This window comes from Pantoea sp. At-9b (assembly GCF_000175935.2).
Lineage (GTDB): Bacteria > Pseudomonadota > Gammaproteobacteria > Enterobacterales > Enterobacteriaceae > Pantoea.
Window position 1 is genome coordinate 3,232,346 of sequence record NC_014837.1, and the last position, 25,749, is coordinate 3,258,094.

Sequence of the window (25,749 nt, forward strand, 5' to 3'; positions counted from 1 at the left end):
AGAAAAAAGGATTATCTGCCGCCGTCAACGCTGAGGGTTTGTCCTGTCACCCAGTTCGCCCAGTCCGACGCGAAATACAGTACCGCGTGGGCAATGTCCTCGGCCACGCCAAGTCGTCGCAATGCAATATTGTCAATCAAGCGCTGCTGGCCAGCACTGCCCATCGCCTCCCACTGTTTTTCGGTAGAGGGATTGCTGCGAATAAATCCGGGGGCCACGTTATTGACGGTGATGTTCCACGGTCCCAACTCATGGGCCAATTGACGTGTCAGGCCAATTTGTCCGGCCTTGGCACTGGCGTAAGCCTGGATACCGGTAAGACTGACATCCAGCCCGGCACGGCTGGAGATATTGATAATGCGACCAAATTGCCGCGCTTTCATCCCGGCCACCGCCGCCTGCGACATTAAAAACACCCCGTTGAGGTTAACATCGACAATCGCCTGCCACTGCGCGAAGGTGACATCTTCCAGCGGCTGCCCCACCTGCCTGACCACGCCGCCCGCGTTGTTGACCAGCGTATCGACCTGAAGCTGACGCGACGCCAGGGTGCTAAATAAGGCATTTATCGCCTCGGGCGAACTGATGTCGACGGTAAACGCCAGTGCGCCCTCACCACATAACGCGGCTGTCTCCTCCACCTGCGTTTGCTGGATATCACAAGCGATAACCTGCGCGCCGCGTGCGGCGAAGGCCAGACAAATCGCGCGGCCAAATCCCTGCGCGGCACCGGTCACCAACACCGTTCGTTGTGCATAGTCAAAAGGGTTGTGCATCAGGAGGTTCCCGTTTCGTGACCTTCGAGTAAGGCCAGGGTAGTCAGGCTTTGCGGCAGTTCGCCCTGCTCCACCTGGTGAATCAGTTGCACCAGCCGCGAGGTCAATGGCATCGCTACATTAACGCCAAGACCGATCGCGATAGCCGGGGCAATCTGCGCGTCGATCTCAGTCTGACGCTTACGCACCGCCAGATCGCGCCAGATGCCGGAGTGCGATTTCGCCGAACGGCGGTTATGCGCCACCATATCATCAAAGGATTGGCGGGTATGGTCAGGGCTGGCGTCGGGGAGAAACGCCGATGGGTCAAAACCATCAAACCCTTCCAGCACGATGTTTTGTGCCTGTGCCACGCTGCCGATTTCTCGTGCCAGTGCCGTCAGCACCGGGCGGTAACGCGGCATCGCGAGGACATCGGCAATGCTGTCGTTGGTCAATGCGGTGGCAAACAACAGCGCACCATAGATCATCTTGGCCCACAGAAATCCCCAAATGTTGGGCGTGAGGATCGCCGCAGGATCGAAGTGCAACAGCAACTGATAAAGCGTTTCAGTGCGTGGGCGGGTGATACCGTCCAGCTCGCCAATCACGACCGCACCGCGACCACCATGGTGGATCACACCGGGTTCAAGGAAGTCTGCGCCAAAATTGAGGAAAGCGCCGACGGTACGTTCAACGCCAACGACCTCGGCGATAACCCGCTCGTTGAGGCCGTTTTGCAATGACACGACAAAGCCGGTGGCTGCGAGGTGTGGCGCAATCTGCTGGATCGCCCCCGCGGTATGGTGGGACTTCACCGCCAGCAGCACACAACGATAGTGGCCGCTAAGCTGTTCAGGTAAAAACGCCGGTGCCTGCACCACAGTTTCACCGAGGGGGCCAGTAATACGCAGCCCCTGAAGGTTAATCGCGGCAACATGTTCCGCCACGTTATCGACAAAAATGACCGGCTGACCGGCGGCGATAAATGCCGCACCGATCGCGCCGCCAATCGCCCCTGCCCCCCAAATCACCAGGGGTTCCTGTCGAGGCAGCGCTGCGAGGGAAAGATCGGCTTCTGGCTGAGTGACAACTGACATCCGTACCTCCGGGCAAGTCGCGCATCACCGGGCTAAAGCGCGTCAATAATCTCGCGAATTTCCGCCAGCGCGGTTTGCCAGATGGCGAGCATTTCCTCATCAGCGCGCTGATAATAGCCGCCGTAGTTACCGTCCCCGAGATACGCTTTCGCACGCGTCGGGTCCAGTTTGCGTAACGCCACCAAATCCACCAGCGGTTTTTGCTGCTCCGGTTGGGTCACGCCGGGCAAACGTGTCCACGGGAAGTTTTCCATCCACGACGCGTGTGACGCGACCGGATCGATAGACATCACTTTTTCCCAGGTCTGCGGCGCATTCCACCAGTTATGCAACTGGACCGTCAGCCCCGGATTATTCACCATCCATTCACTGATGATGTTCTGCGCCGGTGCATTACCACCGTGGCCGTTGATAAACAAAATGCGGCGAAAACCCTGGCGTTTCAGGTTATTAAGTATGTCATTTAGCAGGCATACATAGGTGTGCATGCTCAGGCTGATGGTGCCGGGATAGTCGCTAAACGCTGGCGTCATACCAAACGGCAGCACCGGGAAGACCGGAATGCCATAAGGCTCTGCGGCCTCAGTGGCGACTCTCTCGGCCAGAATCGAGTCCACTGACAGACTGAGCAGCGCATGCTGTTCGGTGCTGCCGAGCGGCACAATCACCCGGTCGTCGGTGGTGAGATAGTGGGCTAACTGTTGCCAGTTCATTTCACTGATTTTCATTACGGTCCCCGGTGTTGGACGCGTGTAAAATATCCTGTTGCAGCAACGGCACAACCACCCGTTGAATCTCCCCTGCATCAGGAACATGGCGGTACTCAAAAGAACGCTGGTGTTCTGCCAACTGGGCGGTGAGTTCCTGAACGCCGGTGGCGTACACCAGCGCATCGGTCTCTTTTAATCGTTCACCCAGTTGCGGGTCATCACTTTGCACCACGGTGACCTGAGTGACATGGGGCGCAAAGCGCGCCACGCCAGAGGCCATCAAGGCGGTAAATTCCGGGAAAATCGACACCACCAGCGTGCGCGTCAGTGGATCGAGCGAAGCCAACGCACGGCGGGTGGCTTCAGACGGAATAAAACTGATATTCAGTAACGGTAGCCCCGGAATCAGTTGGCTGACCTCACGCCGACGATGGGCAAAGGTCAACAACAGATCAGCGCTGGCAACTCGCTGACGGAGTAACAGGTCGTTTTTGATATCAGTGAGGGTTGTCGCCTCGACACGGGCGATGTCACCCAACGCTTCTGCGATGCAATGCGCATAATCGCGTGCCGCATCGATAAAGTTGCCAATAAAAAACACCGTCTTCTTCTTCAACTCTCGCTGCCGCTCAGCAAAACGGCTGCTGACCAACGCACCGAGATCCGTTGCGGTTAAGCCCAGCAACATTCCGCTGTTGATAAACGCATCAAGATGTTGATGCAGCTCGTCAAGAGCCACGTCGGAAGATCCCAGCGCCAGCGCCGCATCGGCAATAAAGGTGCCTGCGCCCGGCTTGCTGTACACCAGCTCAGCCGCTTTAAGTTCGCGATACACCTGCGCGACAGTCATCGGCGCGACACCGACCTGTTCGGCCATGTCGCGCACCGAGGGTAGCTGCTCGCCGGGTTTTAACGCGCCAAAGGTGATGGCGTATTCGATAATCCCGCGCAACTGCGCTCCCAGCGGGATTGAAGAGTCACGGTCGAGGTGGAATTCCATAACCTGCCTGGTCAGTGTACTGGTCTGATAATACAATTATGCTGTTTTTTACATCAATTCAAGCCATCAGGCAAAAAAATCATGAAGAAATAACTTACTGTTATAACCAATTCTTATTTTTTGCATTTTTTTTGCGCTGATTATTGACAGTTTGTGAGCAATACATCAATTATCGTACCAGTTAACTAGAACACAATCATTACCGCCATTTTTGCCGGCTCCGTCCGCCCACGTTTTCGGGGGGCATAAGAGGGCCTGACAAACATTTTTCTGACTTACAAACAGAGGGGCAAGGTCATGAAAGTTATGCCTAAATTAACGTTAATCGCCTTACTGGCAGCCGGTGCGCTTAACGCCCTGGCGGCTCAGGCAGCAGAGGTAGTACAGCGCGGTGGAACCCTGGTTTATGGGCGCTATGCTGACAGTAATTTCCTCGAACCTATCCTGAACGAAAGCAATAACGATATCTGGATCCTCTCTAACCTCTACGACACCCTGCTGCTGCCGACTAACGACGGCAAAGGAATCCGACCCGGTCTGGCGACCGCCTGGAAGCTGTCAGAGGATGGGAAAAGCCTGACGCTGACTCTGCGTCCCGACACCAAATTCTCCGATGGATCACCGATCACCGCCGAAGACGTGAAATGGTCGCTGGAACGTGCCGCCAAGCCCGGCAATGGCGTGTGGCAATTTCTGGTGAGTGCTATCGCCAATGTCACCATCAGCGATCCGCACACGGTCGTCATTCATCTGTCGCATACCGATCCCGCCATTCTCACCGCGCTGACGGTGTTCAACACCGCGATCATGCCGGAGAAACTGTTTGAAGCGGAACCCGGCGCGACCGATCACGATAAAGCCGCAGCGTTTGCCGAGCATCCGGTGGGTTCCGGTCCGTTTATCCTTAAGTCGTGGCAGCATAACGCCACCATGACGTTGGTACGCAACCCGTACTACTGGGCGAAAGGCGCAGACGGCAAAGCGCTGCCTTACCTTGACAGCATCAAATTTGAAATCATCCCCGACGATGCGACCCGTATTCTGAAACTGCAATCGGGTGAGCTGGACGGTGCTGAGTTTATCCCTTACTCACGCGTTAAAGAGTTGCAGGGCAATGCGGCGTTGAATATGGCGCTGTTCCCCTCCACCCGCGTGGAAGTCGCCAGCGTGAACGCACGCCCGGAGATCGACGGCAAACCGAACCCACTGGCGAATCCAAAAGTGCGTGCAGCGCTCAATTACGCCACCGACAAAGAGGGTATTATTCAACTGGTGACCTTTGGACTCGGCAAGCCGATGACCTCGTTTATGTCAACCTCCACCCCGCTCAACTCCGGCACCAAGCCGTTGTGGCCGGTAGACGTTGAGAAAGCGCAGTCGCTGATGAAGGAAGCCGGTTACCCGGATGGATTTAGCACCAGCATGAATATCCTGGCAGGCAATGAAGACAGCCTGAGTATCGCCACTGGCCTGCAACAGATGTGGGCGCAGATTGGCGTCAAGCTGACCATTAACCAGATGGATAACGCCACGCTGAACGCCAACTATCGTAAGGGGAATTTCAGCACCCGCATCGGTCCGTGGACCGATGACATCGCCGACCCGAACGAGATCACCTCCTACTACGCCTATTCGAAGAACATTCAGGCGCTGCATTCCGGCTGGAAGAGTGACGAGTTAGACACGCTGTTTGAAGCCTCGCAGCAGGAAACCAATGCCGCGAAACGTGCCGAGCAATACAAACGCATCCAGGATATTTACAACAGCACCGGCCCGACGATTCCGCTGTATGAAAGCTCCTATCCGGTCGCGCTGAAGAAAAGTGTCGAAGGATTTGTTCAGATCCCGCTGGGGAATAACATCTTCACCGAAACCTGGCTGAAGAAGTAATTCACCGTCCATAACATCGAGTGAAATCCAGGCATCTGGCGCTGTACCCCTGTGGGCTACAGCGCCAGTACGCTGGATTTGGGAGCACGCGTTGACTGAGCTGAATTATATTTTTAAACGCATTCTGCTGATTATCCCGACGCTGCTGGTGATCCTGATAGTCACTTTTACCATCGTGCGTCTGCTGCCTGGTGATCCTGCCAGCGCAATGATTGGCGATCGCGCAACCGACGCCGACGTGACGCGCATCAATAACGAGCTGGGATTGAGCCAACCGCTGCCGGTGCAGTTTTTGTACTTTGTGCGCCAGGTGGCCAGCGGCAATCTCGGCAACTCCTATGCGATGCATGCCCCGGTCACCACGGTGATTGCCGAACGTTTACCCGTCACGTTATTGCTGACCGGGATGGCCGCGCTGTTTTCGCTGCTGATGGCGATCCCGCTGGCCTTTATCTCGGCACTCAAACGTAATAGCACCACTGATATCACCATTCGTGGCGCATCGCAGGTCACGTTGTCGATGCCTTCGTTTTATATCGGACTGGTGTTACTGACGGTATTCGCTGCCCAGTTGCACTGGTTCCCGGTGGGAGGTTACGGCGACAGCTGGGGACAGCGTCTCTGGCATCTGTTTCTTCCGGCCATGACGCTGGCGGTGAGCATTACCTCGGTGTTGATTGGTAGCCTGCGCAACTCCATCATCGCGGTGCTGGACGCGGAATATGTCACCTTTGCGCGTGCTAAAGGTCTGAGCCATCGCGTGGTGTTACTGCGACATGTATTACGCAATTCACTGATCCCGATGCTGAGCCTGTTTGCCCTGAATATCGGCACCACCATCGGCAGCGCCGTGATCACCGAAACCGTTTTCGCCGTGCCCGGTATTGCGCGACTGATGGTGGATAGCATTTTCAGCCGCGACTACCCGATGATTCAGGGTCTGGTCATCGTGCTATCGGTGCTGGTGTCGCTGATTTTCCTGCTCACCGATATCGTGCAGGTGATGATTGATCCGAGGAGAGCGCGATGAGTGAATTGATTGCCCGGCGCTCCCTCACGCGCAAATGGCGCAGGCATCTGCCCTGGCCGTCGCTGCTGGGGTGCACCATCCTGATTCTCAGCCTGTTGATGGCGTTTTTCCCGCATCTGATCGCCACCGCCGATCCGCTAAAATTTGATTATCGCGCCATCCTGAAAGGGCCGAGCCTGCAACACTTTTTTGGCACCGATAACTTTGGCCGTGACATCTTTTCACGTGTGGTCTTCGCGTACCGTATCGACCTGCAAATCGCTTTCTTCACCACGCTGTTTCCGATGGTGTTTGGCACCCTGGTCGGACTGTTGGTGGGGTATTTTGGTGGCGTTGCCGAAATGTTGTTTCAGCGCATTGTGGATGCGGTGGTCACCTTTCCGCTGCTGGTGTTGGTGATTGCCATTGTCGCGATCCTCGGCCCGGGCCTGAACAGCATGTACATCGCCGTCGGCATTATTTATTGGGTGTTCTACGCCAAGCTGATCGCCGGGGAAGTCAGTATTCAAAAGCGCCTTGAGTACGTTGCCGCAGGTAAAGTCATGGGTTACAGCACGCCAAGGATCATCTTTCGCCATGTGCTGCCGAACGTTATCACCACCACGCTGGTGTACTGGATGACAGATATGGCACTCGCCATTCTGCTCGGCTCCAGCCTCGGTTATCTCGGCCTGGGCGCGCAGCCCCCGACGGCGGAATGGGGGGTACTGATTGCCTCCGGCAAGAATTTCATGGACACCGCCTGGTGGATCACTATTTTTCCTGGCCTCGCCATCGTCCTGACCGGACTGGGATTTAGCCTGTTTGGCGATCTGCTGGCCGACTGGCTCCGCCCCGGCAGCCGTTAGCAAACATGAGAACGAATTATGCCCAGTGATACATCCCCTTTGCTGGAGGTGAATCAGCTCAACACCCTGATTCATACCTCACGTGGTAGCTTGCGGGCGATCCAGGACGTCAATTTCAGCCTGAAGCCGGGCGAAATTCTCGGGTTGGTTGGCGAATCCGGTTCCGGCAAAAGTGTCACGCTGCGCTCGTTACTGCATTTGATGCCGTCGAGCGCGGAAATTTCCGGCTCGGTCAAATGGCAGGGGCGTGAGATTGCGAGCCTGCGCCCTGCTGAACTGCGCAGCATCCGTGGCGGTGAAATTGCGATGATTTTTCAGGAACCGATGATCGCGCTGAACCCGGTATTAACTGTCTGGCGGCAAATCGAGGAAAGCCTGCGCGCGCATACCGATCTGAACCGCAAACAGTGCCGTCAGCGCGCCATTGAGCTATTAAATCAAGTCGGGATTCCGGCCCCGGAGCTGCGCCTTGACGATTATCCACATCAGTTTTCCGGCGGGATGCGTCAGCGCGTGATGATCGCCATTGCTCTGGCGGGCAATCCACGTCTGTTGCTGGCCGACGAACCCACCACCGCGCTGGATGTCACCATTCAGGAGCAGATCCTGCAACTGCTGTTCAGCCTGCGCGATCAGCTCGACATGGGGATTATCTTTGTCACCCACGATCTGGGGGTTGTCGCTCAACTCTGCGATCGCGTCGCCGTGATGTATGCGGGACGGATCGTCGAAACCGCGCCGGTGGAAGAGATCTTCAGTCAACCGCGCCACCCTTATACACAAGGGTTGATCGCTTCGGTGCCGCAGACAGGCGGCGAACGCCAGCCGCTGTTGTCAATCGAAGGGACGCCCCCTTCCCTGCTCGATCTGCCAGCAGGCTGTAGTTTCAGCCCACGCTGTCGTTATAAAACTGACGTGTGTCTCAGGCAACTGCCTGTGTCTGAGGCACTGAATCCACATCACCAGGTGGCCTGCCATCATCACGCCAACCTGACGTTGCCGGAGGGGGTTTAAGATGAGTGAAGTCACTCTGCAACGAGGTTTGCCGATTGTCAGCGTCGAGGAAGCCATGGTGCACTTTCCGGTGGCCCAGTCGATTTTCGATAAAATTCAGGGCAAGCCACGCAAGGTGGTCCAGGCGCTGAACGGGGTCCGGCTGGAACTGATGCCCGGCGAGACGCTGGGCGTGGTGGGTGAATCGGGCTGCGGTAAATCGACACTGGCCCGCGCCATGGTTGGGCTGCTGCCCACCAATGAGGGAAAAATCTATTTCAATGGCAAAGACATCGCCACCCTGCATGGCAAAGCACGACGCAGTTTTAACCGCCAGGTGCAGATGATTTTTCAGGACCCCTACAGCTCACTGAACCCACGCATGACCGTCGGGCAGGTGCTGACCGAGGCACTCTCGGTGCACAACATGTGCCCGAAACAGGCGATTCCCGCACGCATTCGAGAACTGATGACGTTGGTACGTCTCCCGCTCGACGCTATCGATAAGTTGCCGCATGAGTTTTCTGGCGGCCAACGTCAACGTATTGGCATCAGCCGCGCCCTGGCGGTAGAGCCAACGGTGCTGATTGCCGATGAGTTGGTGTCAGCGCTGGATGTCTCGGTGCAGGCGCAGGTCGTTAACCTGCTGCTGGATTTGCAGCAGAAACTCAACCTGACCGTGCTGTTCGTCGCCCATGATCTGCGACTGGTCAGGCATATTTCGCACCGTGTGGCGGTGATGTACCTGGGTGAAGTGGTCGAAATTGCCGAGACAGAAAGGTTGTTTACTTCGCCATTGCATCCTTATACCCAGGCCCTGCTGCGCGCCGCACCAAGTATGAATCCGCGCGATCGCGGGAAAAATGTCAGCCTGACGGGGGAACTGCCCAGCCCGCTGTCTCCCCCGACGGGCTGCCGCTTTCACACCCGCTGCCCGTATGTCACCGATCGCTGCCGTGCAGAACGGCCGGTACTGGCGTTGAAAGCCGAGGGGCAACGTGTGGCCTGCCATCTGGTGCCGGTTGAATCCGGGGCATAAAAAAAGGATGGCTTTACGCCATCCTTTTTTACGCTGCGAACTCAGGCCTTATCAGGCATAAACCGGCAGACGTGCACAGATATCCAACACTTTCTGTTTGGTACGTTCGATGGTTGCTTCGTCGTTGATGTTGTCCAACACATCAGCGATCCAGCCAGCCAGTTCACGGACTTCCGCTTCTTTAAAGCCACGACGGGTTACCGCCGGGGTACCGATGCGGATACCAGAGGTCACGAACGGGCTTTTCGGATCGTTCGGCACGCTGTTTTTGTTGACGGTGATGTTGGCACGGCCAAGCGCGGCATCCGCTTCTTTACCGGTCAGGTTCTTGCTCACCAGGTCAATCAGGAACAGGTGGTTATAGGTGCCACCTGAAACGATGTTGTAACCGCGTTCCAGCAGCACTTCTACCATCGCTTTGGCGTTTTTAGCCACTTGTTGCTGGTAAGTTTTGAACTCAGGCTCCATCGCTTCTTTGAACGCGACCGCTTTACCGGCGATAACGTGCATCAGCGGGCCACCCTGACCACCCGGGAATACCGCGGAGTTCAGTTTTTTGTACAGCTCTTCGTCACCGTTTTTCGCCAGGATCAGGCCGCCACGCGGACCCGCCAGGGTTTTATGGGTGGTAGAGGTCACGATGTGCGCATGCGGAACCGGGTTCGGGTAGACGTCAGCGGCGATCAGACCGGCAACGTGTGCCATGTCAACGAACAGCCAGGCGTCAACGCTGTCAGCGATTTCACGCATTTTTGCCCAGTCAACCACGCCTGAGTAGGCAGAGAAGCCACCAACGATCATTTTCGGCTTGTGGGTTTTCGCCAGTTCAGCCAGTTCGTTGTAGTCAATTTTACCGGTTTCATCGATGCCGTATGGCACGACGTTATACAGTTTACCGGACAGGTTAACCGGTGAACCGTGAGTCAGGTGACCACCGTGCGCCAGGTTCATACCCAGAATGGTATCGCCTGGTTGCAGCAGCGCGGTGTACACCGCAAAGTTAGCCTGAGAACCAGAGTGCGGTTGCACGTTGGCGTAATCTGCACCAAACAGCGCTTTCGCGCGGTCGATCGCCAGTTGCTCAACGATATCAACGTATTCACATCCGCCGTAGTAGCGCTTGCCCGGATACCCTTCCGCGTATTTATTGGTGAGCTGTGAACCTTGCGCCTGCATAACGCGTGGGCTGGTGTAGTTTTCAGAAGCAATCAGTTCAATGTGCTCTTCCTGACGCACTTTCTCTTGCTCCATCGCCTGCCACAACTCGGCATCATAATCGGCAATGTTCATATCACGCTTTAACATCCGCATCTCCTGACTCAGCTAACTTTTTAACGGCAGTTTAAGCCCCGCGAAGGGGCGAAGGCCCACAGTGTAAACCGTTTTGGCAGGTGACGGTAGCCGCAATCCTTTCTTTTTACGCAAACGATTGGCACGGCGCTGGAACGGGTTTTTTACGCATTTTTGCAAGCCGGATAATCAGGATATTTCCTCAGCATGAAGCGGAAAAAATTTCAGGTTTGCGAGACAGATTCCAGTGCAGGTGAATGATCCCGCAACGATCGGGGGGATTTACAACCGCTGCGTCGCGATTATAAGATGCATTTAAAATACATCTTTTAAATCGCTATGAGGATTCACCATGCTCGACGCGCAAACCATCGCCACGGTTAAATCGACCCTGCCCGCCATCGCTCAACTTGGCCCGCAACTCACGGGGCATTTCTATCAGCGTATGCTGACGCAACACCCGGAACTCAAAGACGTGTTCAACATGAACAACCAGCGCAGCGGTAATCAGCGTGAAGCGTTGTTCAACGCGATCTGCGCTTACGGTGCCAATCTGGAGAACCTTGCTGTGCTACTGCCAGCGGTAGAAAAAATCGCCCAGAAACATGTCAGCCTGAATATTCAGCCGGAGCAGTACGCTATCGTTGGTGAAAATCTGCTGGCGACCATGCAGGCGTTGCTGGACCCGGGCGAAGAAGTATTACAAGCCTGGGGTAAAGCCTATGGGGTGTTGGCCGAGGTGTTTATCCAGCGCGAGGAAACCCTTTATCGCGCTTCAGCGACGAAGGTTGGCGGGTGGCGCGGCGCGCGCGATTTCCGCATCCGTGCCATTCACCAGCAAAGCAGCGTGATCAAAAGTTTCGAGCTGGCCCCCGTTGATGGCGAGGCCGTGGCAGATTTCCTGCCAGGCCAGTATTTGGCGATCAGCCTGCGCCCGGACAGCGCGGGGCATCTGCAACATCGTCAATACTCGCTGACGCACCAGCCGAATGGTCAGTGCTACCGCATAGCCGTAAAACGTGAAGACCGCGGCAGCGTCTCCGGTTGGTTGCATGATCAGGCAAAAGTGGGGGATGTGGTGCAGTGCGCAGCACCGGCTGGGGACTTCTTCCTGCAAGTAACACCAACGACACCGGTTACGCTGATTTCGGCGGGGGTCGGCCAGACGCCGATGCTGGCGATGTTAGCCTCGCTGGCCGCACAGGCCCATCCGGCGGCGGTTAACTGGCTGCATGCGGCGGAAGATGGCACACAACATGCGTTTGCTGAAGAAGTGACCGCACTGGGTCGCCGCCTGCCGAATTTCACCCGCCATGTCTGGTATCGCCAACCCACGGCCGCAGATGCAGGGCACTACGATGCGCAGGGGTTGATGGATTTAGGCAGCGCTTCCGCCGCGTTGGGCGAGGCTGAGCGTCAGTTCTGGCTGTGCGGCCCACTGGCGTTTATGCAGTTTGTCGCTCGCCAGTTGCTGGATGCTGGCATCGATGCTGACCGCATTCATTACGAAGTATTTGGTCCGCATAAGGTGCTGTAAATCAGGGATTGCGCGATAAATCGCGCCGCTACGCCAGGTACAATAAAAAAGCCCGCAGCGCGGAACGTTGCGGGCTTTTCAGCCATTCAAAGGGCGATTAGATCGCCTCTTCATCCTCTTCGCCAGTACGGATACGTACAACACGGGCGACATCAAAGACAAAGATTTTACCGTCGCCAATTTTGCCGGTCTGCGCGGTTTTCATGATGGTCTCAACGCAGGTATCAACGATATCGTCACCCACCACCATCTCAATTTTTACTTTCGGCAGAAAGTCGACCATATACTCGGCACCGCGATACAGTTCGGTATGGCCTTTCTGACGACCAAATCCTTTCACTTCGCTGACCGTCATCCCGGTGATGCCGACTTCGGCTAACGCCTCGCGTACATCATCGAGTTTAAATGGTTTGATAATTGCATCGATCTTTTTCATGACAGATCCTTTTTTCACTCCCTCCGTGGCCGGACGGATAACAGATAGTATAAGTGTTTCTGCCGCAGCCGCAGCAAGCTACTCTTTAAAATCGCTGGCGTCCAGTTCATGGCGCGACAGCAGCTTATAGAATTCTGTGCGGTTGCGTCCAGCCAGACGCGCCGCATTGGTGACATTTCCTTTGGTCATTTGTAACAGCTTGCGCAGATAATTCAGCTCAAACTGGTTACGCGCTTCGACAAAGGTCGGCAGCGCCGTGTTCTCCCCCGCCAGCGCCTGCTCCACCAGCGCGTCACCAATCACCGGCGAAGTACTTAACGCCACGCATTGCTCGATCACGTTGACCAACTGACGCACATTACCCGGCCAGCTGGCGCCCACCAACCGTTTCATGGCATCGACGGAGAAACTGCGCACAAAGGGTTTATGCCGATCGGCCGCCTGGCGTAACAGATGATTCGCCAGCAACGGAATATCTTCCGCGCGTTCGTGCAGCGCCGGGATCTTCAGATTCACCACATTAAGGCGATAGTAGAGATCTTCACGAAAACTCTTCTTCTCCATCGCTTTAGGTAAATCACGATGGGTGGCCGAAATGATGCGCACATTGATGTTGATATCGTTGTTGCTGCCGAGCGGACGCACTTTGCGTTCCTGCAACACCCGGAGCAGTTTCACCTGCAACGCCTGCGGCATATCACCGATTTCATCAAGGAACAGCGTACCGCCTTCCGCCGCCTGAAACAGCCCTTCACGCGCACTCACCGCACCGGTAAACGCGCCTTTGGCGTGACCGAATAGCTCTGACTCCAGCAATTGTTCCGGTAGCGCACCGCAGTTAATGGCGATAAAGGGTTTGCTGGCGCGCGGGCTGGCGGCATGGATGGCTTGCGCCAATACCTCTTTACCGGTACCGCTTTGACCGTTGATCAAAATGCTGACATCCGATTGCGCCACCATATGTGCCTGTTCCAGCAGCCGCAGCATCAGTGGATTACGTGTGACGACCGCTTCACGCCAGCTGTCATCACTGGCCGGGGCACGTTGCGCCAGTGCCTCGTCAATCGCTTTATACAGCGCATCGCGATCCACCGGCTTGGTGAGAAAGCTGAATACCCCCTGCTGGGTAGCAGAAACCGCTTCCGGGATCGATCCGTGTGCTGTCAGGATGATCACCGGCAGGCCCGTATGACGCTTCTGAATTTCGCCGAACAGCGCCAGACCATCCATCTCATCCATCCGCAGGTCGCTGATCACCAGATCGACCTTCTCTTTTTGCAGATGACGTAACGCCTCCGGGCCACTGGCCGCGGTTGCCACCTGATAGCCTTCACTGCTTAAACGCATCCCCAGCAGCTTTAGCAAGCCAGGATCATCATCCACCAGCAATAAACGTGCCGCCTGTTTCATCATGGCTGCTCCTCATTGGTACTGCTGCTGTGCGCATTGTCGCTGCTATCGGGTGCCTTACGCGAGGAGAGCTGGCGTTCAATATCGGTCAGACGCTCCAGCTTGTGCTGCGTATCATTCAGCGAATTACGCAAAGTGCGTTGCTGCTGACGCAGGCTATCCAGTTCGGCATCACTGCTTTCTTGTAGCCGCGTATAGCGTCCGCGTGCCTCGCTCAGTTCAAGTTGAGCCGCCTGATTGCTACGCCACAGTTGAATCAGCGGACGTACCGCCGCCGGAAACGCCGTGCTGTAACTATCCAGCGCCTCGACGTAATCACGACGCTCCTGCGGCGTGACGTTGCCGTTCGCCAGCAAGATGCCTTGTTTAAAGGCGCGTGACCAGCTTTGTACCGGCCAACGGCGCGCTTCCACTCTGGCTTCCGCCGGGGAGAGGCGTTCGGCGCAATCAATTGCACGTTGCCAGTACAGCGGGTTATTCATTGCGGCAAGATAATCGATTTGCCAGATATTGCCACAATCGGTGGCCAGATAGTCCGGTAAGCGTACCTGTGGTTCCGGCAGCGTGCTGTCATCACGCAAGGCGCTGTCGGTGGTGGGTGCATGGCAACCCGCCAGGCCGAAGACCATCAGGCCAGCGGCAAGAAAATCTTTGAGGGATAATTTCATTGATCAGGCATTCCCGGCGGTGGTAGTCAAAATAATACGAAAACAGACATCCGCATCCTTGCGGGTCACCAATTGCAAATCACCCTGCATCCTGCGCAGGCAATCTTTAGCGATGCTTAAACCCAGCCCGCTGCCTTTAACTGGCCCTTTACGCTGCTGGCTGCCCTGATAAAAAGGCTCAAAAATCATCGCCTGCTCCTCAGCCGGAATCGGTGTGCCGGTGTTTGCCACCTCAATCCACACCTCATTGCCCTTCTGTTGGCTTTGCAGCCAGATGTTACCGGATTCGCTACCGTAGTTCACGGCGTTCGAATAAAGGTTATCGATCACCCGTTGCAACAAGGTGGCCTCCGCCAGGCAATGGTTCACCTGCAAATCAACATGGGTCTTCATGTGCCGGGCATGCGCGGGCAGCGAATGCGACTTCACCACCGTATCGACGATAGCATCCAACGCGACGCTATCGAGCGCCATCGGGCCATCCGCCAGCTTGCGGTTGTAATCCAGCAGTTGCTCAATCAGCCGTTGCAGATGGCGGCTGCTGGTATCGAGAATCGCCACCACTTCCTGCTGCTCGCTATTGAGTGGACCTGCTACCTGATCGGCCAGCAGCTCCGTGCCCTCACGCAGGCTGGCAAGTGGCGTTTTCAACTCATGGGAAAGATGCCGTAAAAATTCATGTCGCTGGGTCTCCAGCCAGCTCAGGCGTTCACTCAGCCAGACAATGCGCTGCCCGAGGGAGCGGATTTCGCGCGGCCCACGGAAGCTGACGCTATCGCCCAGCGCTTTACCTTCGCCCAGCCGGTTAATCATGCGTTCGACACGTTTCACCGGGCCGATGATCATTCCGGTAAACAGCAATACCAATGCCAGACTGATCAGGAACAATATCAGCGCCTGCCAGCCAAAAAACTGACCGCGATCGGCAATTTCTCGCTGCAATTGAAGTCCGCGTGAAAATACCACTTCGCGCGTGGCCTGGACCATCTGGGCGTTGGTATCAGAGAACCGCTCCAGCGCCGCCGCCGCCGCGGTTGCCGGGTTTCCATTGGAACATTGCAGCGTTTCCAGTTGCGGTAGCGTCGCGGATAAGATTTTGAACGCCGGTAACTCCGGCAGGCTGGCTGCGTGACTGCTGAGCATTTGGTCGTAGCGCACGCGTTGCGACTGATACAAATGAGCCAGCGTCTCATCCCCCAATACACAATATTGGCGATAGCTACGCTCCAGTTCGATAGCCGTCCGTGCCATCGCTTCGCTGCGGCGCACATCCGTAAAGGTGTTGCGATTGGTATCCGCCGCCTGATTACTCAGCGCCGACAGGCTTTCCCAGGCCTGCCATGCCAGCACCAACAAAGGCAGCAGCACCAGCAGGAACGCCATCAGCACCAGCTGACGCAACGATCGGGGAAACAGACGCCATCTCTTCACAACAGATTTCCTTAAAATTTGACTGAGGAATGCTAGCGGAGTCTGACAGCGGAAGAAAGTACAGAAAAGAAAACGGCAGGCGCGATGCCTGCCGTTATGCGCGACGCGAAATGCCTCGCGCGGGAATAAGGTGGTGCCTAACTCAACGTTACGTCCGATGCTTGATAACGTTGCAAAGCAAGCGATTATCGGTTGGGTGGACGGCAGGCACCGTTTGGTGCGTCATTCAGTTTTTATGAGCTCAACCGCAATGCGGGGCAATCATAAGCAGGAGAATGAGCAACGTGATTATTATAGCAAGTATCGTGCCAAAAATAAAATAACGTTTATTATCAGAGGAATGCCCGATGAACGGCGCACTCTGCTGGACATTTTTTACCGTCCGGTCCATTAAAGTGTCGCTGATTAGCAACGCGTTTCAGAGGCGAAAATTACTTCATGAAATATCAACAGGTTACGTGTCACCTTTTAGCGACAATTTAACCGTAGCGGTGTCGCTGTTTTCCGACACCCCATAAAAAAGGGCGTCCTGCTGGACGCCCTTCATGGTGCGATATCTCGCGCCGCTACAACGATTAACCCAACTGCTTACGCGCGTTGCGGAAAATACGCATCCACGGGCTGTCCTCGCCCCACTCAGCCGGGTGCCAGGAGTTGCTGACGGTACGGAAGACACGTTCCGGGTGCGGCATCATAATGGTGACGCGGCCGCTTTCGTTGGTCACGGCAGTGATACCGTTCGGCGAGCCGTTCGGGTTGGCCGGATAGGTTTCCGTCACTTTACCGAAGTTGTCGACGAAGCGCAGTGCCACCAGACCTTTGCTTTCCAGCGCGGCGAGATGTGCACCGTCACGCACTTCAACAAAACCTTCACCGTGCGACACGGCGATTGGCATCCGCGAACCGGCCATACCGTCCAGCAGCAACGACGGGCTGGCGGCCACTTCCACCAGGCTGAAACGCGCTTCAAAACGTTCTGACTGGTTGCGGACAAAGCGTGGCCACAGTTCGCTGCCCGGCACCAGCTCACGCAGGTTGGACATCATCTGGCAGCCGTTACATACGCCCAGCGCCAGTGTCTGCGGACGGTGGAAGAAGTTTTCGAACTCATCACGCACGCGGCTGTTGAACAGAATCGATTTCGCCCAGCCTTCACCCGCGCCCAGTACGTCACCGTATGAGAAGCCGCCACAGGCGACCAGCGCGTGGAACTCTTCCAGACCGCGACGCCCCGCCAGCAGGTCGCTCATGTGTACGTCGACCGCAGTGAAACCGGCACGATGGAACGCCGCAGCCATTTCAACGTGTGAGTTAACGCCCTGCTCACGCAGCACGGCAACGCGTGGACGCGCACCTGTGGCGATCATCGGCGCGGCGACATCTTCTTCCGGTTTGAAGGTCAGATGGACATTCAGGCCCGGATCGTTGTCGTTTTTCTTCGCTTCGTGTTCCTGGTCAGCACAGGCCGGGTTATCACGCAGGCGCTGCATCTGCCAGGTGGTTTCTGCCCACCAGGTGCGCAGAGTAGTACGGCTTTCGCTGTACACCGCGTGCTCGCCAGAACGGATAACAAAACGGTCGCCCGGCAACGCCTGACCAATCACATGCACGTTGGTCGCCAGACCGTGATCGGCGAAGGTCTTCAGCACCGCATCGCGATCGGCAGCGTTGATTTGCAGCACAGCACCCAATTCTTCGGTAAACAGTGCGGCCAGCGCATCGCTACCCAGTGCGGCGATATCCGCCTCGATACCGCAGTGGCCGGTGAACGCCATCTCAGCCAGCGTCACCAGTAAACCGCCGTCGGAACGGTCATGGTAGGCCAACAGTTTCTGCTCAGCCACCAGCGCCTGAATGGCGTTGAAGAAACCAGCCAGTTGCTGAGCATCACGCACATCGGCCGGTTTATCACCCAGTTGACGATACACCTGCGACAGCGCGGTTGCGCCGAGGGTGTTGGCACCGTTGCCCAGGTCCACCAGCAACAGCAGGTTGTCCTGGCCCGCCTGGAGCTGCGGGGTGACGGTACGGCGTACATCTTCAACACGGGCAAACGCCGTGATCACCAGCGACAGCGGAGAAGTCATCTCACGTTGCTCATTGCCCTGCTGCCAGCGGGTTTTCATCGACATGGAGTCTTTACCCACCGGGATGGTGATACCCAGCGCCGGGCAAAGTTCTTCGCCAACCGCTTTCACCGCTTCATACAAACCGGCATCTTCACCCGGGTGACCGGCTGCTGACATCCAGTTGGCAGACAGCTTCACGCGCTTGAGCGAACCAATCGCCGTAGCCGCCAGGTTGGTCAGGGCTTCACCGACGGCCAGACGGCCTGAAGCAGCAAAGTCGAGTAACGCCACCGGTGCACGTTCGCCCATAGCGAAGGCTTCACCGTAATAGCTGTCGAGGCTGGCGGTGGTCACCGCGCAGTTGGCAACCGGGATCTGCCACGGGCCAACCATCTGGTCACGCGCCACCATACCGGTCACGGTACGGTCGCCAATGGTCACCAGGAAGGTTTTTTCTGCCACGGTCGGCAGGTGCAGCACCCGGTTTACCGCATCGGCAATGGTGATGCCGTCGCGCTGCAACGCTTCACCTTGCGCCTGTTGACGTACCACGTCACGCGTCATCTTCGGCGTTTTGCCCAGCAGTACGTCCAGCGGCATGTCGATCGGTTTATTGTCAAAATGGCTGTCGGCAAGGCTCAGATGCTGCTCTTCTGTGGCTTCACCAATGACCGCATAAGGGGCGCGCTCGCGTTTGCACAACTCGTCAAACAGCGGCAGTTTGTCCGGCGCAACCGCCAGTACATAACGTTCCTGCGATTCGTTACACCACACTTCCAGCGGGCTCATGCCCGGCTCGTCGCTCAGCACATCACGCAGATTGAAGCGACCACCACGGCCACCGTCGCTCACCAGTTCCGGCATGGCGTTAGACAGTCCGCCCGCACCGACGTCGTGGATAAACAGAATCGGGTTAGCTTCACCCAACTGCCAGCAACGGTCGATCACTTCCTGACAACGGCGTTCCATTTCCGGGTTATCACGCTGAACGGAAGCGAAGTCGAGGTCAGCATCAGACTGACCGGAAGCCATGGACGATGCCGCGCCACCACCCAGACCGATATTCATCGCCGGGCCACCCAGCACGATCAGCTTGGCACCTACAACGATCTCACCTTTCTGTACGTGGTCGGCACGGATGTTACCAATGCCGCCCGCCAGCATGATCGGCTTGTGGTAACCACGCAGCTCTTCACCGTTGTGGCTGTTAACGCGCTCTTCATAAGTACGGAAGTAGCCGTTCAGGGCCGGACGACCAAATTCGTTGTTAAAGGCTGCGCCGCCCAACGGGCCTTCGGTCATGATATCCAGCGCGGTGACGATACGATCGGGTTTACCGAAATCTTCTTCCCAGGGCTGTTCAAAGCCGGGAATACGCAGGTTGGACACCGAGAAGCCCACCAGACCCGCTTTGGGTTTAGCACCACGTCCGGTTGCCCCTTCGTCACGAATTTCGCCACCGGAACCGGTCGCAGCACCCGGCCACGGTGAAATCGCCGTCGGGTGGTTGTGGGTTTCCACCTTCATCAGGATATGGGCTTGTTCCTGATGGAAGTCGTATTCGCCTTTTTCCGCATCCGCGTAGTAGCGGCCAACTTCAGACCCTTCCATCACCGCCGCGTTGTCTTTATAGGCAGACAACACGTGATCCGGCGTTTGTTCGAAGGTGTTTTTGATCATTTTAAACAGCGATTTCGGCTGTTTTTCGCCGTCGATAATCCAGTCGGCGTTGAAAATTTTGTGACGGCAATGCTCAGAGTTCGCCTGCGCGAACATATAGAGTTCAATGTCGTTCGGGTTGCGGCCCAGTTTGGTGAAGGCATCCAGCAGGTAGTCGATTTCGTCATCGGCCAGTGCCAGCCCCAGCGTGCGGTTGGCCTGATCCAGTGCCTGACGGCCGCCAGTGAGGACATCAACGCTTTTCAGCGGTTGCGGCTCATGATGAGCAAACAGCTGCTGCGCGTCGTTGAGGTCGGCAAACACGGTTTCCATCATGCGGTCATGCAGCAGGCTGGCGAGGGTTTGCCACTGCGCATCGTTCAGTTCAGGTGCCTGTACATAGAACGCCATACCGCGCTCCAGACGACGTACCTGCGGCAGATCACAATTGTGGGCGATGTCGGTCGCTTTGGAAGACCAGGGAGAAATAGTGCCAGGACGCGGCGTCACCAGCAACAGACGCCCTTGTGGCGCATGCTCGGCGAGAGACGGACCGTATTTCAGCAGACGTTGCAGGCGGGCTTTTTCATCCGCACTCAGCGGCGCGCTGACATCGGCAAAATGGACGTACTCGGCGTAAATATCACTCACCGGCAGATGAGCGTCCTGAAAGCGGGTCAGCAGTTTGTTTACACGAAATGCCGACAGGGCGGGCGAACCACGCAGAATTTCCATCATTAAAGATCTCTCGTCTTCGAAGCGCCGGGCGACGCTTCATTGGGCGCAACAGGGAAAACGGGGCGTATTATAGAGAAACAGCACCGGTTACGAAACCGTTTGCGCAGAATTTATGAGTCTTAGTATTTGCCTGAAAATTGCGCAAATCTTGCTATATAAGTTGCTCCAGCTCGCTTTGTTGCGCAAAATGCCCTTCGCTCTGGGAGTGCCAAGAAGATCAATACTGCCTAATAAAGACAGAGGCCTGAGAGCCAGCGAGAGACAACTATTTGAAACGCCTGAAATTAAACTATCTGTTCATCGGTCTGATCACCGTGCTACTTGCGCTGGCACTGTGGCCGTCGATCCCCTGGTACGGGGGTGGCAAAGACGCGATATCGCAGATCAAATCACGGGGAGTACTGCGCATCAGTACCGTTAACTCCCCGCTGACTTACTACACCGTCAATAATGCACCAGCGGGTATGGACTACGAGCTGGCGAAGCGCTTCGCCGATTATCTGGGTGTCAAACTTGAGGTGACGGTGCGTCCGAACCTCGGCGACCTGTTTGACGATCTTGATGATGGTAAAGCGGATTTGCTGGCGGCAGGCCTGATCTACAACAACGATCGCATCGCCCGTTATCAGACCGGACCGAGTTACTACTCGGTGTCACAGCAGTTGGTGTACCGTATTGATAAGCCGCGGCCAAAGAACCTCGGTGACCTGAAGGGTCGGCTGGTCGTGCAGTCCGGATCGGCGTACCTGTCAACTTTACGTTCCGCCAAAGCCGATCACTATCCCGATCTCGACTGGTCCATTGCCGCCGATCAGGGACAAAAAGCGCTGCTGGAAGCCGTGGCGGATGGCAAGCTGGATTACACCGTAGGGGATTCGGTCACCATCGGCCTGCTGCAACGCATCCATCCACAGCTGGCGGTCGCCTTTGATATCACCGACGAAGAACCGGTGACCTGGTATCTGCCACACAATGAACAGGATGACAGCCTGAACGCGGCGATGCTCGACTTCTATAGTCAGATGGGCGAAGAAGGCACGATGGCGCGACTGGAGGAGAAGTACCTCGGCCATGTTGGCACCTTTGATTATGTCGATACCCGCACTTTCTTGCGCGCGATAGACAACACCTTGCCGGACATTAAGCCGTTATTTGAAAAATATGCGTCCAGCATCGACTGGCGATTGCTGGCAGCCATCTCCTATCAGGAATCACACTGGAATCCACAGGCAACATCCCCCACCGGGGTACGCGGTATGATGATGCTGACGCGTAACACTGCCGACAGTCTCAACGTTGGCGACCGCCTTGACCCTGAGCAAAGCATTCGTGGTGGCAGCGAGTACCTGCAACGGATGATAGAAAAAGTCCCCGACACTATCCCGGATGATGAACGTATCTGGTTTGCTCTGGCGGCTTACAACATGGGCTACGCCCATATGCTCGATGCGCGTAAGCTGACCGCCAAACAAGGTGGCAATCCCGACAGTTGGGCCGATGTAAAGTTACGCTTGCCGATGCTGAGCCAGAAACGCTATTACGCGCAGACCACCTATGGCTATGCACGCGGTCATGAAGCCTATAATTACGTCGAGAATATTCGTAAGTATCAGATTAGCCTGGAGGGTTACCTGCAGGAGCAGGAGAAGCGGCTGGCGCAGCAATCCGCGCTGGAAGCAGAACTGGGTGCCGGTTACCCGGCGGTCGAACCTAAAATTGCCATGAATTAACCGGCATCACGCTGCGCCTGGCGCAGCGCTCGCTTTTGCTCGCGGCGCATGCGGAAAAAATCACTCAGCATCGCTGCGCACTCCTCCGCCAGCACCCCCGAATCGATCTGAATCTGGTGATTCATTCCCGGATGACCAATCACATCCAGCAATGAACCGGCTGCACCGGTTTTTTCATCTTTTGCCCCGTAGACCAGCCGCGTAATGCGGCTGTGCACCATCGCCCCGGCGCACATCACACAGGGTTCCAGCGTGACATACAGGGTGGTATCCAGCAGGCGATAGTTTTCCAGTACTTTGCCGCCCTGGCGTAGTGCCATGATTTCCGCGTGAGCCGTGGGGTCGTGTTGACCAATTGGGCGGTTCCAGCCTTCCCCAATCACCGTATCGCCCTGCACCAGCACCGCACCGACCGGCACTTCACCCTGCTCCCACGCCAGCCGTGCGAGACGCAATGCGTGACGCATCCAGTATTCATCTGTCTGTGGGTTCACCAGGTTACTCCTGCGGGCTGTCAAGGCGGCGCATTATAACGGAATCGAAAGGTTATTCCAGTTGTTGCAAATCACCGCGCGGGGTGACGCGCCAGCGATGCTGACAAAAGAACAACAGTGGGTTGTCCTGCTTGCTGTCGCTGTAGCCACTATACAGCTGCAGCGGCGTGCCAATCTTTTCCTCCAGCTGCGCCACTTTTTCATGCCCCAGGCAGCGCATCGCCAGCACCCGTCCTCCCCGGCCCGGCTTCATCTGGCTGGCGATTAACTGCACGCGCGGCAGAAAAGAGGAGTCGAAATAGACCTGCTCCACCAGTGACTGCGGCGAACCGGTGATTAACCAGACATCCGCATCATCGCTGCTGAGATAGTCGCTTAATCGTTGCTGAACCACAGGAAACGCAGTGACGCGTTGACGAAACCACTGGGCAAACTCCGCTTCACGCTGCAACAGGCGTTTTTCGCTGTGACCAAAGGTGATCGCCCACAGCAATAAACTCATCGGCCAGCGTGCGGCGCGACCTTTCCACAGCAATCCCACGCCGATCACCGGCAACAATGGCAGCACCAGTAGCAGATTCAGCGGCTGATGTTTCAGCAGATAGCGCATGAACGTACCAAACATATCCTGCTGATGCAGCGTGCCGTCGAGATCAAAAAACACCACGCGTCGTTGCGTACCCTTTGTCAAACCACTCTCCTGAGATTCTGCCGTTGATGCCCTACAGTGTAGCCAGCATCCGCGATGGGGTGAAAAGTGTCATTTTTAATTCCAATGACTACAATGCCTGCTGAATAGTTTATTCTCTTGGTCGGTAGTCTGTCATGCGACATTCCCTGCCGCATACAACAGACTAAAAACGCATTACGTTCTGAATTAAGGATCGGACATGAGTTCATTGCTGCGGATTCGCCAGCTTTATCCGCGCCTGGCGCTTAACGAGCGTCGGCTGGCGGATTTTTTGTTGTCGCAGCCAGACCGGGCGCGACATCTGAGTTCGCAAAAACTGGCGGAAGAATCCGGTGTCAGCCAGTCCAGCGTGGTCAAATTTGCCCAGAAGTTGGGCTATAAAGGCTTTCCAGCATTGAAGCTGGCACTGAGCGAGTCGCTGGCCGATCGCGATGCCATCACCGTGCACAACCATATTCTCAGCGATGATCCCCTCAAGGTGGTGGGTGAAAAACTGTTGGCCGAGAAAATATCGGCGATTCGCGCCACGCTTGATATTAACAGCGAAGAGATGTTGTTACAGACGTTGCAGTTACTGAAAAATGCTAACCGCATTCTGCTGGTCGGCATTGGGGCATCCGGTCTGGTGGCAAAAGATTTCTCGTGGAAACTGATGAAGATTGGCATCAACGCGGTGGCCGAGCAGGATATGCATGCGCTACTCGCCAGCGTGCAGGCAATGGCCGCGGGTGATGTATTGCTCGCCATCTCTTATACCGGCGAACGGCGCGAAATCAATCTCGCCGCACAGGAAGCAGCCCAGACCGGTGCTGATGTGCTGGCATTTACCGGGTTCACCCCCAATACCTTGCAGCAGTGCGCTACCCATTGCCTGTATACCGTTGCAGAGGAACAAAGTACGCGCAGTGCGGCGATTTCCTCGACCAGCGCCCAGCTGGCGTTGACCGATCTGCTGTTTATGGCACTGGTACAGAACGATCCGGAACGTGCCTCCAGCCATATTCGCCATAGCGAAGAACTGGTGAAAAAACTGGTGTAGTTCTTACCGGATATGCAGTGGCGCGATTAATCGCGTCACTGCAAGTAGGGTGTTTAATTATTCCTATCGTGCGGCATACGCGCATAACCAACGCCACCACCACAAGGGACGCCAATATTTTCTTATTTTTGGTGCCGGGATTGACTGTCGGTTATGGCTTTTTACTTTAATCCAGTCAAAATTAAGAAATAGCCGACTATGGCCAGACTCCTTACCGAAATAACTACACTCCTGTTTTTTACGCAAGTCAATGGGCGTATTCACTGATAAATCGCGTTCTAAACTGTGGTAGGTTTTATCTCTATCCAGATCGCGTTCATAACACCAAACATTTTTTGGCATATAACGCTGCTGTGAACCCTGATATTTTTGGTATTTCACAAAACGATAATCTTCTGCGCCGTAATGACCACAATACTCTTCGTCGTAACCATAAAAACGCAGGAAACGCGCGCGACTCATAAAAAAAAGATTAGCATGGCCTTTATAGTAGCGCCCATTGGCACGCTTGCGGTACAGCTTGTAGAAACACCGCCCGGGGCTTGCCGCGTTCGCCAGCGAGGTAAGTGTGGCAGCCGGAAATGCGTGGTCGAGATCCGACATTAAGATTTTATCAGATTTGGCATAGGTCACTCCCAGATTACGCGCCCCACCCTGATTCCATTTAATATCCGTCGTAATACGCAACCAGGTAAAATTAATATTTAGCTCAGGAATAGCGTAAGTTATGGGCGAACCGTCATCGACAATAATAAACTCAATCCGATCTAACAACTCATCGGGATAGGTTGCATACTCTGTTAATAGCGACACAACGGAATCAATCGATTCTTGATTACAATAAAAGTGGGTAATATAACTTAAATCAATATGGGACTTATCAGCAGCATGACGCTGCCTGATTAATTCAGCCGGAACATCCATGTTCAATCCATCTATCTCATCCTTGATAGCGCAAATACTAACTCAACACCGTTCTGTTTCCCCGTGAGTAACGCTGAAAAAAAATTGAGATTATTAATCTGAAAGAAAAACCAAAAAACTCATGATGCCATCACGGAAATCTACTCAATCACCTCACGCCAGAGTCTTGCGCTAGCGCAAGATGGATGAAGAAAAACCGGACTTCAGATTGGGGTAGCAACTGAATTGTGGTAAGGTGCGCGCCTTATTTTAATCACCTTGCCTCAGA

The 25,749-nt window shown here is 55.6% G+C and carries 22 protein-coding genes; 9 read left to right on the forward strand and 13 right to left on the reverse strand.

Annotated features, from left to right (window positions below; genetic code table 11):
* Window positions 1-11 precede the first annotated feature (11 nt).
* The 4 genes from PAT9B_RS14850 to PAT9B_RS14865 are packed head-to-tail and all read right to left on the reverse strand — an operon-like array spanning window position 12 to window position 3,565.
* Window positions 12-776: an SDR family NAD(P)-dependent oxidoreductase gene (locus PAT9B_RS14850; RefSeq protein ID WP_013510097.1), complete on the reverse strand. Its 765-nt coding sequence runs from the start codon at window positions 774-776 to the stop codon at window positions 12-14.
* The gene (locus PAT9B_RS14855) at window positions 776-1,855 is read right to left on the reverse strand and encodes a ketopantoate reductase family protein (protein WP_013510098.1); all 1,080 of its coding nucleotides are present in this window, start codon (window positions 1,853-1,855) and stop codon (window positions 776-778) included. The genes PAT9B_RS14850 and PAT9B_RS14855 overlap by 1 nt, the downstream gene beginning before the upstream one ends.
* Window positions 1,856-1,887: 32 nt before the next feature.
* Window positions 1,888-2,583 (reverse strand): creatininase family protein, encoded by a 696-nt coding sequence (locus PAT9B_RS14860; protein WP_013510099.1) that lies wholly within the window; start codon window positions 2,581-2,583, stop codon window positions 1,888-1,890.
* A complete protein-coding gene (locus PAT9B_RS14865) occupies window positions 2,570-3,565 on the reverse strand; it encodes a GntR family transcriptional regulator (protein ID WP_013510100.1) in 996 nt (331 codons plus the stop codon). Before PAT9B_RS14865 ends, PAT9B_RS14860 begins: the two co-directional genes overlap by 14 nt.
* Window positions 3,566-3,862: 297 nt before the next feature.
* Here PAT9B_RS14865 and PAT9B_RS14870 point away from each other — a divergent pair, with 297 nt between their 5' ends.
* From PAT9B_RS14870 to PAT9B_RS14890, 5 genes are all read left to right on the forward strand, one after another.
* Window positions 3,863-5,455, forward strand: coding sequence for an ABC transporter substrate-binding protein (locus tag PAT9B_RS14870; protein ID WP_013510101.1), 1,593 nt, complete (start codon window positions 3,863-3,865; stop codon window positions 5,453-5,455).
* Window positions 5,456-5,546: 91 nt separating this feature from the next.
* Complete coding sequence (locus PAT9B_RS14875) at window positions 5,547-6,485, forward strand: ABC transporter permease (protein ID WP_013510102.1); 939 nt, start codon at window positions 5,547-5,549, stop codon at window positions 6,483-6,485.
* Window positions 6,482-7,333 (forward strand): ABC transporter permease, encoded by an 852-nt coding sequence (locus PAT9B_RS14880; RefSeq protein ID WP_013510103.1) that lies wholly within the window; start codon window positions 6,482-6,484, stop codon window positions 7,331-7,333. Before PAT9B_RS14875 ends, PAT9B_RS14880 begins: the two co-directional genes overlap by 4 nt.
* An 18-nt stretch (window positions 7,334-7,351) precedes the next feature.
* On the forward strand, window positions 7,352-8,347 hold the full coding sequence (locus PAT9B_RS14885) for an ABC transporter ATP-binding protein (RefSeq protein ID WP_013510104.1): 996 nt from the start codon (window positions 7,352-7,354) through the stop codon (window positions 8,345-8,347).
* Window position 8,348: 1 nt separating this feature from the next.
* Window positions 8,349-9,365, forward strand: coding sequence for an ABC transporter ATP-binding protein (locus PAT9B_RS14890; protein ID WP_013510105.1), 1,017 nt, complete (start codon window positions 8,349-8,351; stop codon window positions 9,363-9,365).
* Window positions 9,366-9,416: 51 nt separating this feature from the next.
* On the opposite strand, the gene glyA is transcribed toward PAT9B_RS14890, so the two are convergent.
* The gene (gene glyA / locus PAT9B_RS14895) at window positions 9,417-10,670 is read right to left on the reverse strand and encodes a serine hydroxymethyltransferase (RefSeq protein WP_013510106.1); all 1,254 of its coding nucleotides are present in this window, start codon (window positions 10,668-10,670) and stop codon (window positions 9,417-9,419) included.
* 337 nt (window positions 10,671-11,007) lie between these two features.
* On the opposite strand from glyA, the gene hmpA reads away from it, so the two are divergent.
* Window positions 11,008-12,192, forward strand: a complete 1,185-nt coding sequence (hmpA, locus tag PAT9B_RS14900; RefSeq protein ID WP_013510107.1) for an NO-inducible flavohemoprotein — start codon at window positions 11,008-11,010, stop codon at window positions 12,190-12,192.
* Window positions 12,193-12,289: 97 nt separating this feature from the next.
* On the opposite strand, the gene glnB is transcribed toward hmpA, so the two are convergent.
* The 4 genes from glnB to PAT9B_RS14920 form a co-directional block, all read right to left on the reverse strand.
* Window positions 12,290-12,628 carry a nitrogen regulatory protein P-II gene (gene glnB / locus PAT9B_RS14905; RefSeq protein WP_007886217.1) on the reverse strand — a complete coding sequence of 113 codons (339 nt, stop codon included), beginning with the start codon at window positions 12,626-12,628 and terminating at the stop codon, window positions 12,290-12,292.
* A gap of 78 nt (window positions 12,629-12,706) precedes the next feature.
* Entirely contained in the window at window positions 12,707-14,041 is a 1,335-nt protein-coding gene (glrR, locus tag PAT9B_RS14910; RefSeq protein ID WP_013510108.1) for a two-component system response regulator GlrR, read from the reverse strand.
* Window positions 14,038-14,706: a two-component system QseEF-associated lipoprotein QseG gene (gene qseG / locus PAT9B_RS14915; protein WP_013510109.1), complete on the reverse strand. Its 669-nt coding sequence runs from the start codon at window positions 14,704-14,706 to the stop codon at window positions 14,038-14,040. Before qseG ends, glrR begins: the two co-directional genes overlap by 4 nt.
* 3 nt (window positions 14,707-14,709) lie before the next feature.
* Window positions 14,710-16,137: a HAMP domain-containing sensor histidine kinase gene (locus tag PAT9B_RS14920; protein WP_013510110.1), complete on the reverse strand. Its 1,428-nt coding sequence runs from the start codon at window positions 16,135-16,137 to the stop codon at window positions 14,710-14,712.
* A gap of 133 nt (window positions 16,138-16,270) precedes the next feature.
* Here PAT9B_RS14920 and PAT9B_RS14925 point away from each other — a divergent pair, with 133 nt between their 5' ends.
* Window positions 16,271-16,531: a hypothetical protein gene (locus PAT9B_RS14925; RefSeq protein WP_150105792.1), complete on the forward strand. Its 261-nt coding sequence runs from the start codon at window positions 16,271-16,273 to the stop codon at window positions 16,529-16,531.
* Window positions 16,532-16,712: 181 nt separating this feature from the next.
* Here PAT9B_RS14925 and purL read toward each other — a convergent pair whose 3' ends face one another.
* On the reverse strand, window positions 16,713-20,603 hold the full coding sequence (gene purL, locus PAT9B_RS14930; protein ID WP_013510113.1) for a phosphoribosylformylglycinamidine synthase: 3,891 nt from the start codon (window positions 20,601-20,603) through the stop codon (window positions 16,713-16,715).
* A gap of 269 nt (window positions 20,604-20,872) precedes the next feature.
* Here purL and mltF point away from each other — a divergent pair, with 269 nt between their 5' ends.
* Window positions 20,873-22,333, forward strand: coding sequence for a membrane-bound lytic murein transglycosylase MltF (gene mltF / locus PAT9B_RS14935; RefSeq protein ID WP_013510114.1), 1,461 nt, complete (start codon window positions 20,873-20,875; stop codon window positions 22,331-22,333).
* On the opposite strand, the gene tadA is transcribed toward mltF, so the two are convergent.
* Both tadA and yfhb read right to left on the reverse strand, forming a co-directional pair.
* Complete coding sequence (gene tadA, locus PAT9B_RS14940; protein WP_013510115.1) at window positions 22,330-22,827, reverse strand: tRNA adenosine(34) deaminase TadA; 498 nt, start codon at window positions 22,825-22,827, stop codon at window positions 22,330-22,332. The two genes, mltF and tadA, sit on opposite strands and share 4 nt — an antisense overlap.
* A 52-nt stretch (window positions 22,828-22,879) precedes the next feature.
* A complete protein-coding gene (gene yfhb, locus PAT9B_RS14945) occupies window positions 22,880-23,518 on the reverse strand; it encodes a phosphatidylglycerophosphatase C (RefSeq protein ID WP_013510116.1) in 639 nt (212 codons plus the stop codon).
* Window positions 23,519-23,717: 199 nt separating this feature from the next.
* Between yfhb and PAT9B_RS14950 the strand changes: the two genes are divergently transcribed.
* Entirely contained in the window at window positions 23,718-24,557 is an 840-nt protein-coding gene (locus PAT9B_RS14950; protein WP_013510117.1) for a MurR/RpiR family transcriptional regulator, read from the forward strand.
* Window positions 24,558-24,620: 63 nt separating this feature from the next.
* On the opposite strand, the gene PAT9B_RS14955 is transcribed toward PAT9B_RS14950, so the two are convergent.
* Window positions 24,621-25,481 (reverse strand): glycosyltransferase family A protein, encoded by an 861-nt coding sequence (locus PAT9B_RS14955; protein WP_013510118.1) that lies wholly within the window; start codon window positions 25,479-25,481, stop codon window positions 24,621-24,623.
* Window positions 25,482-25,749 lie beyond the last annotated feature (268 nt).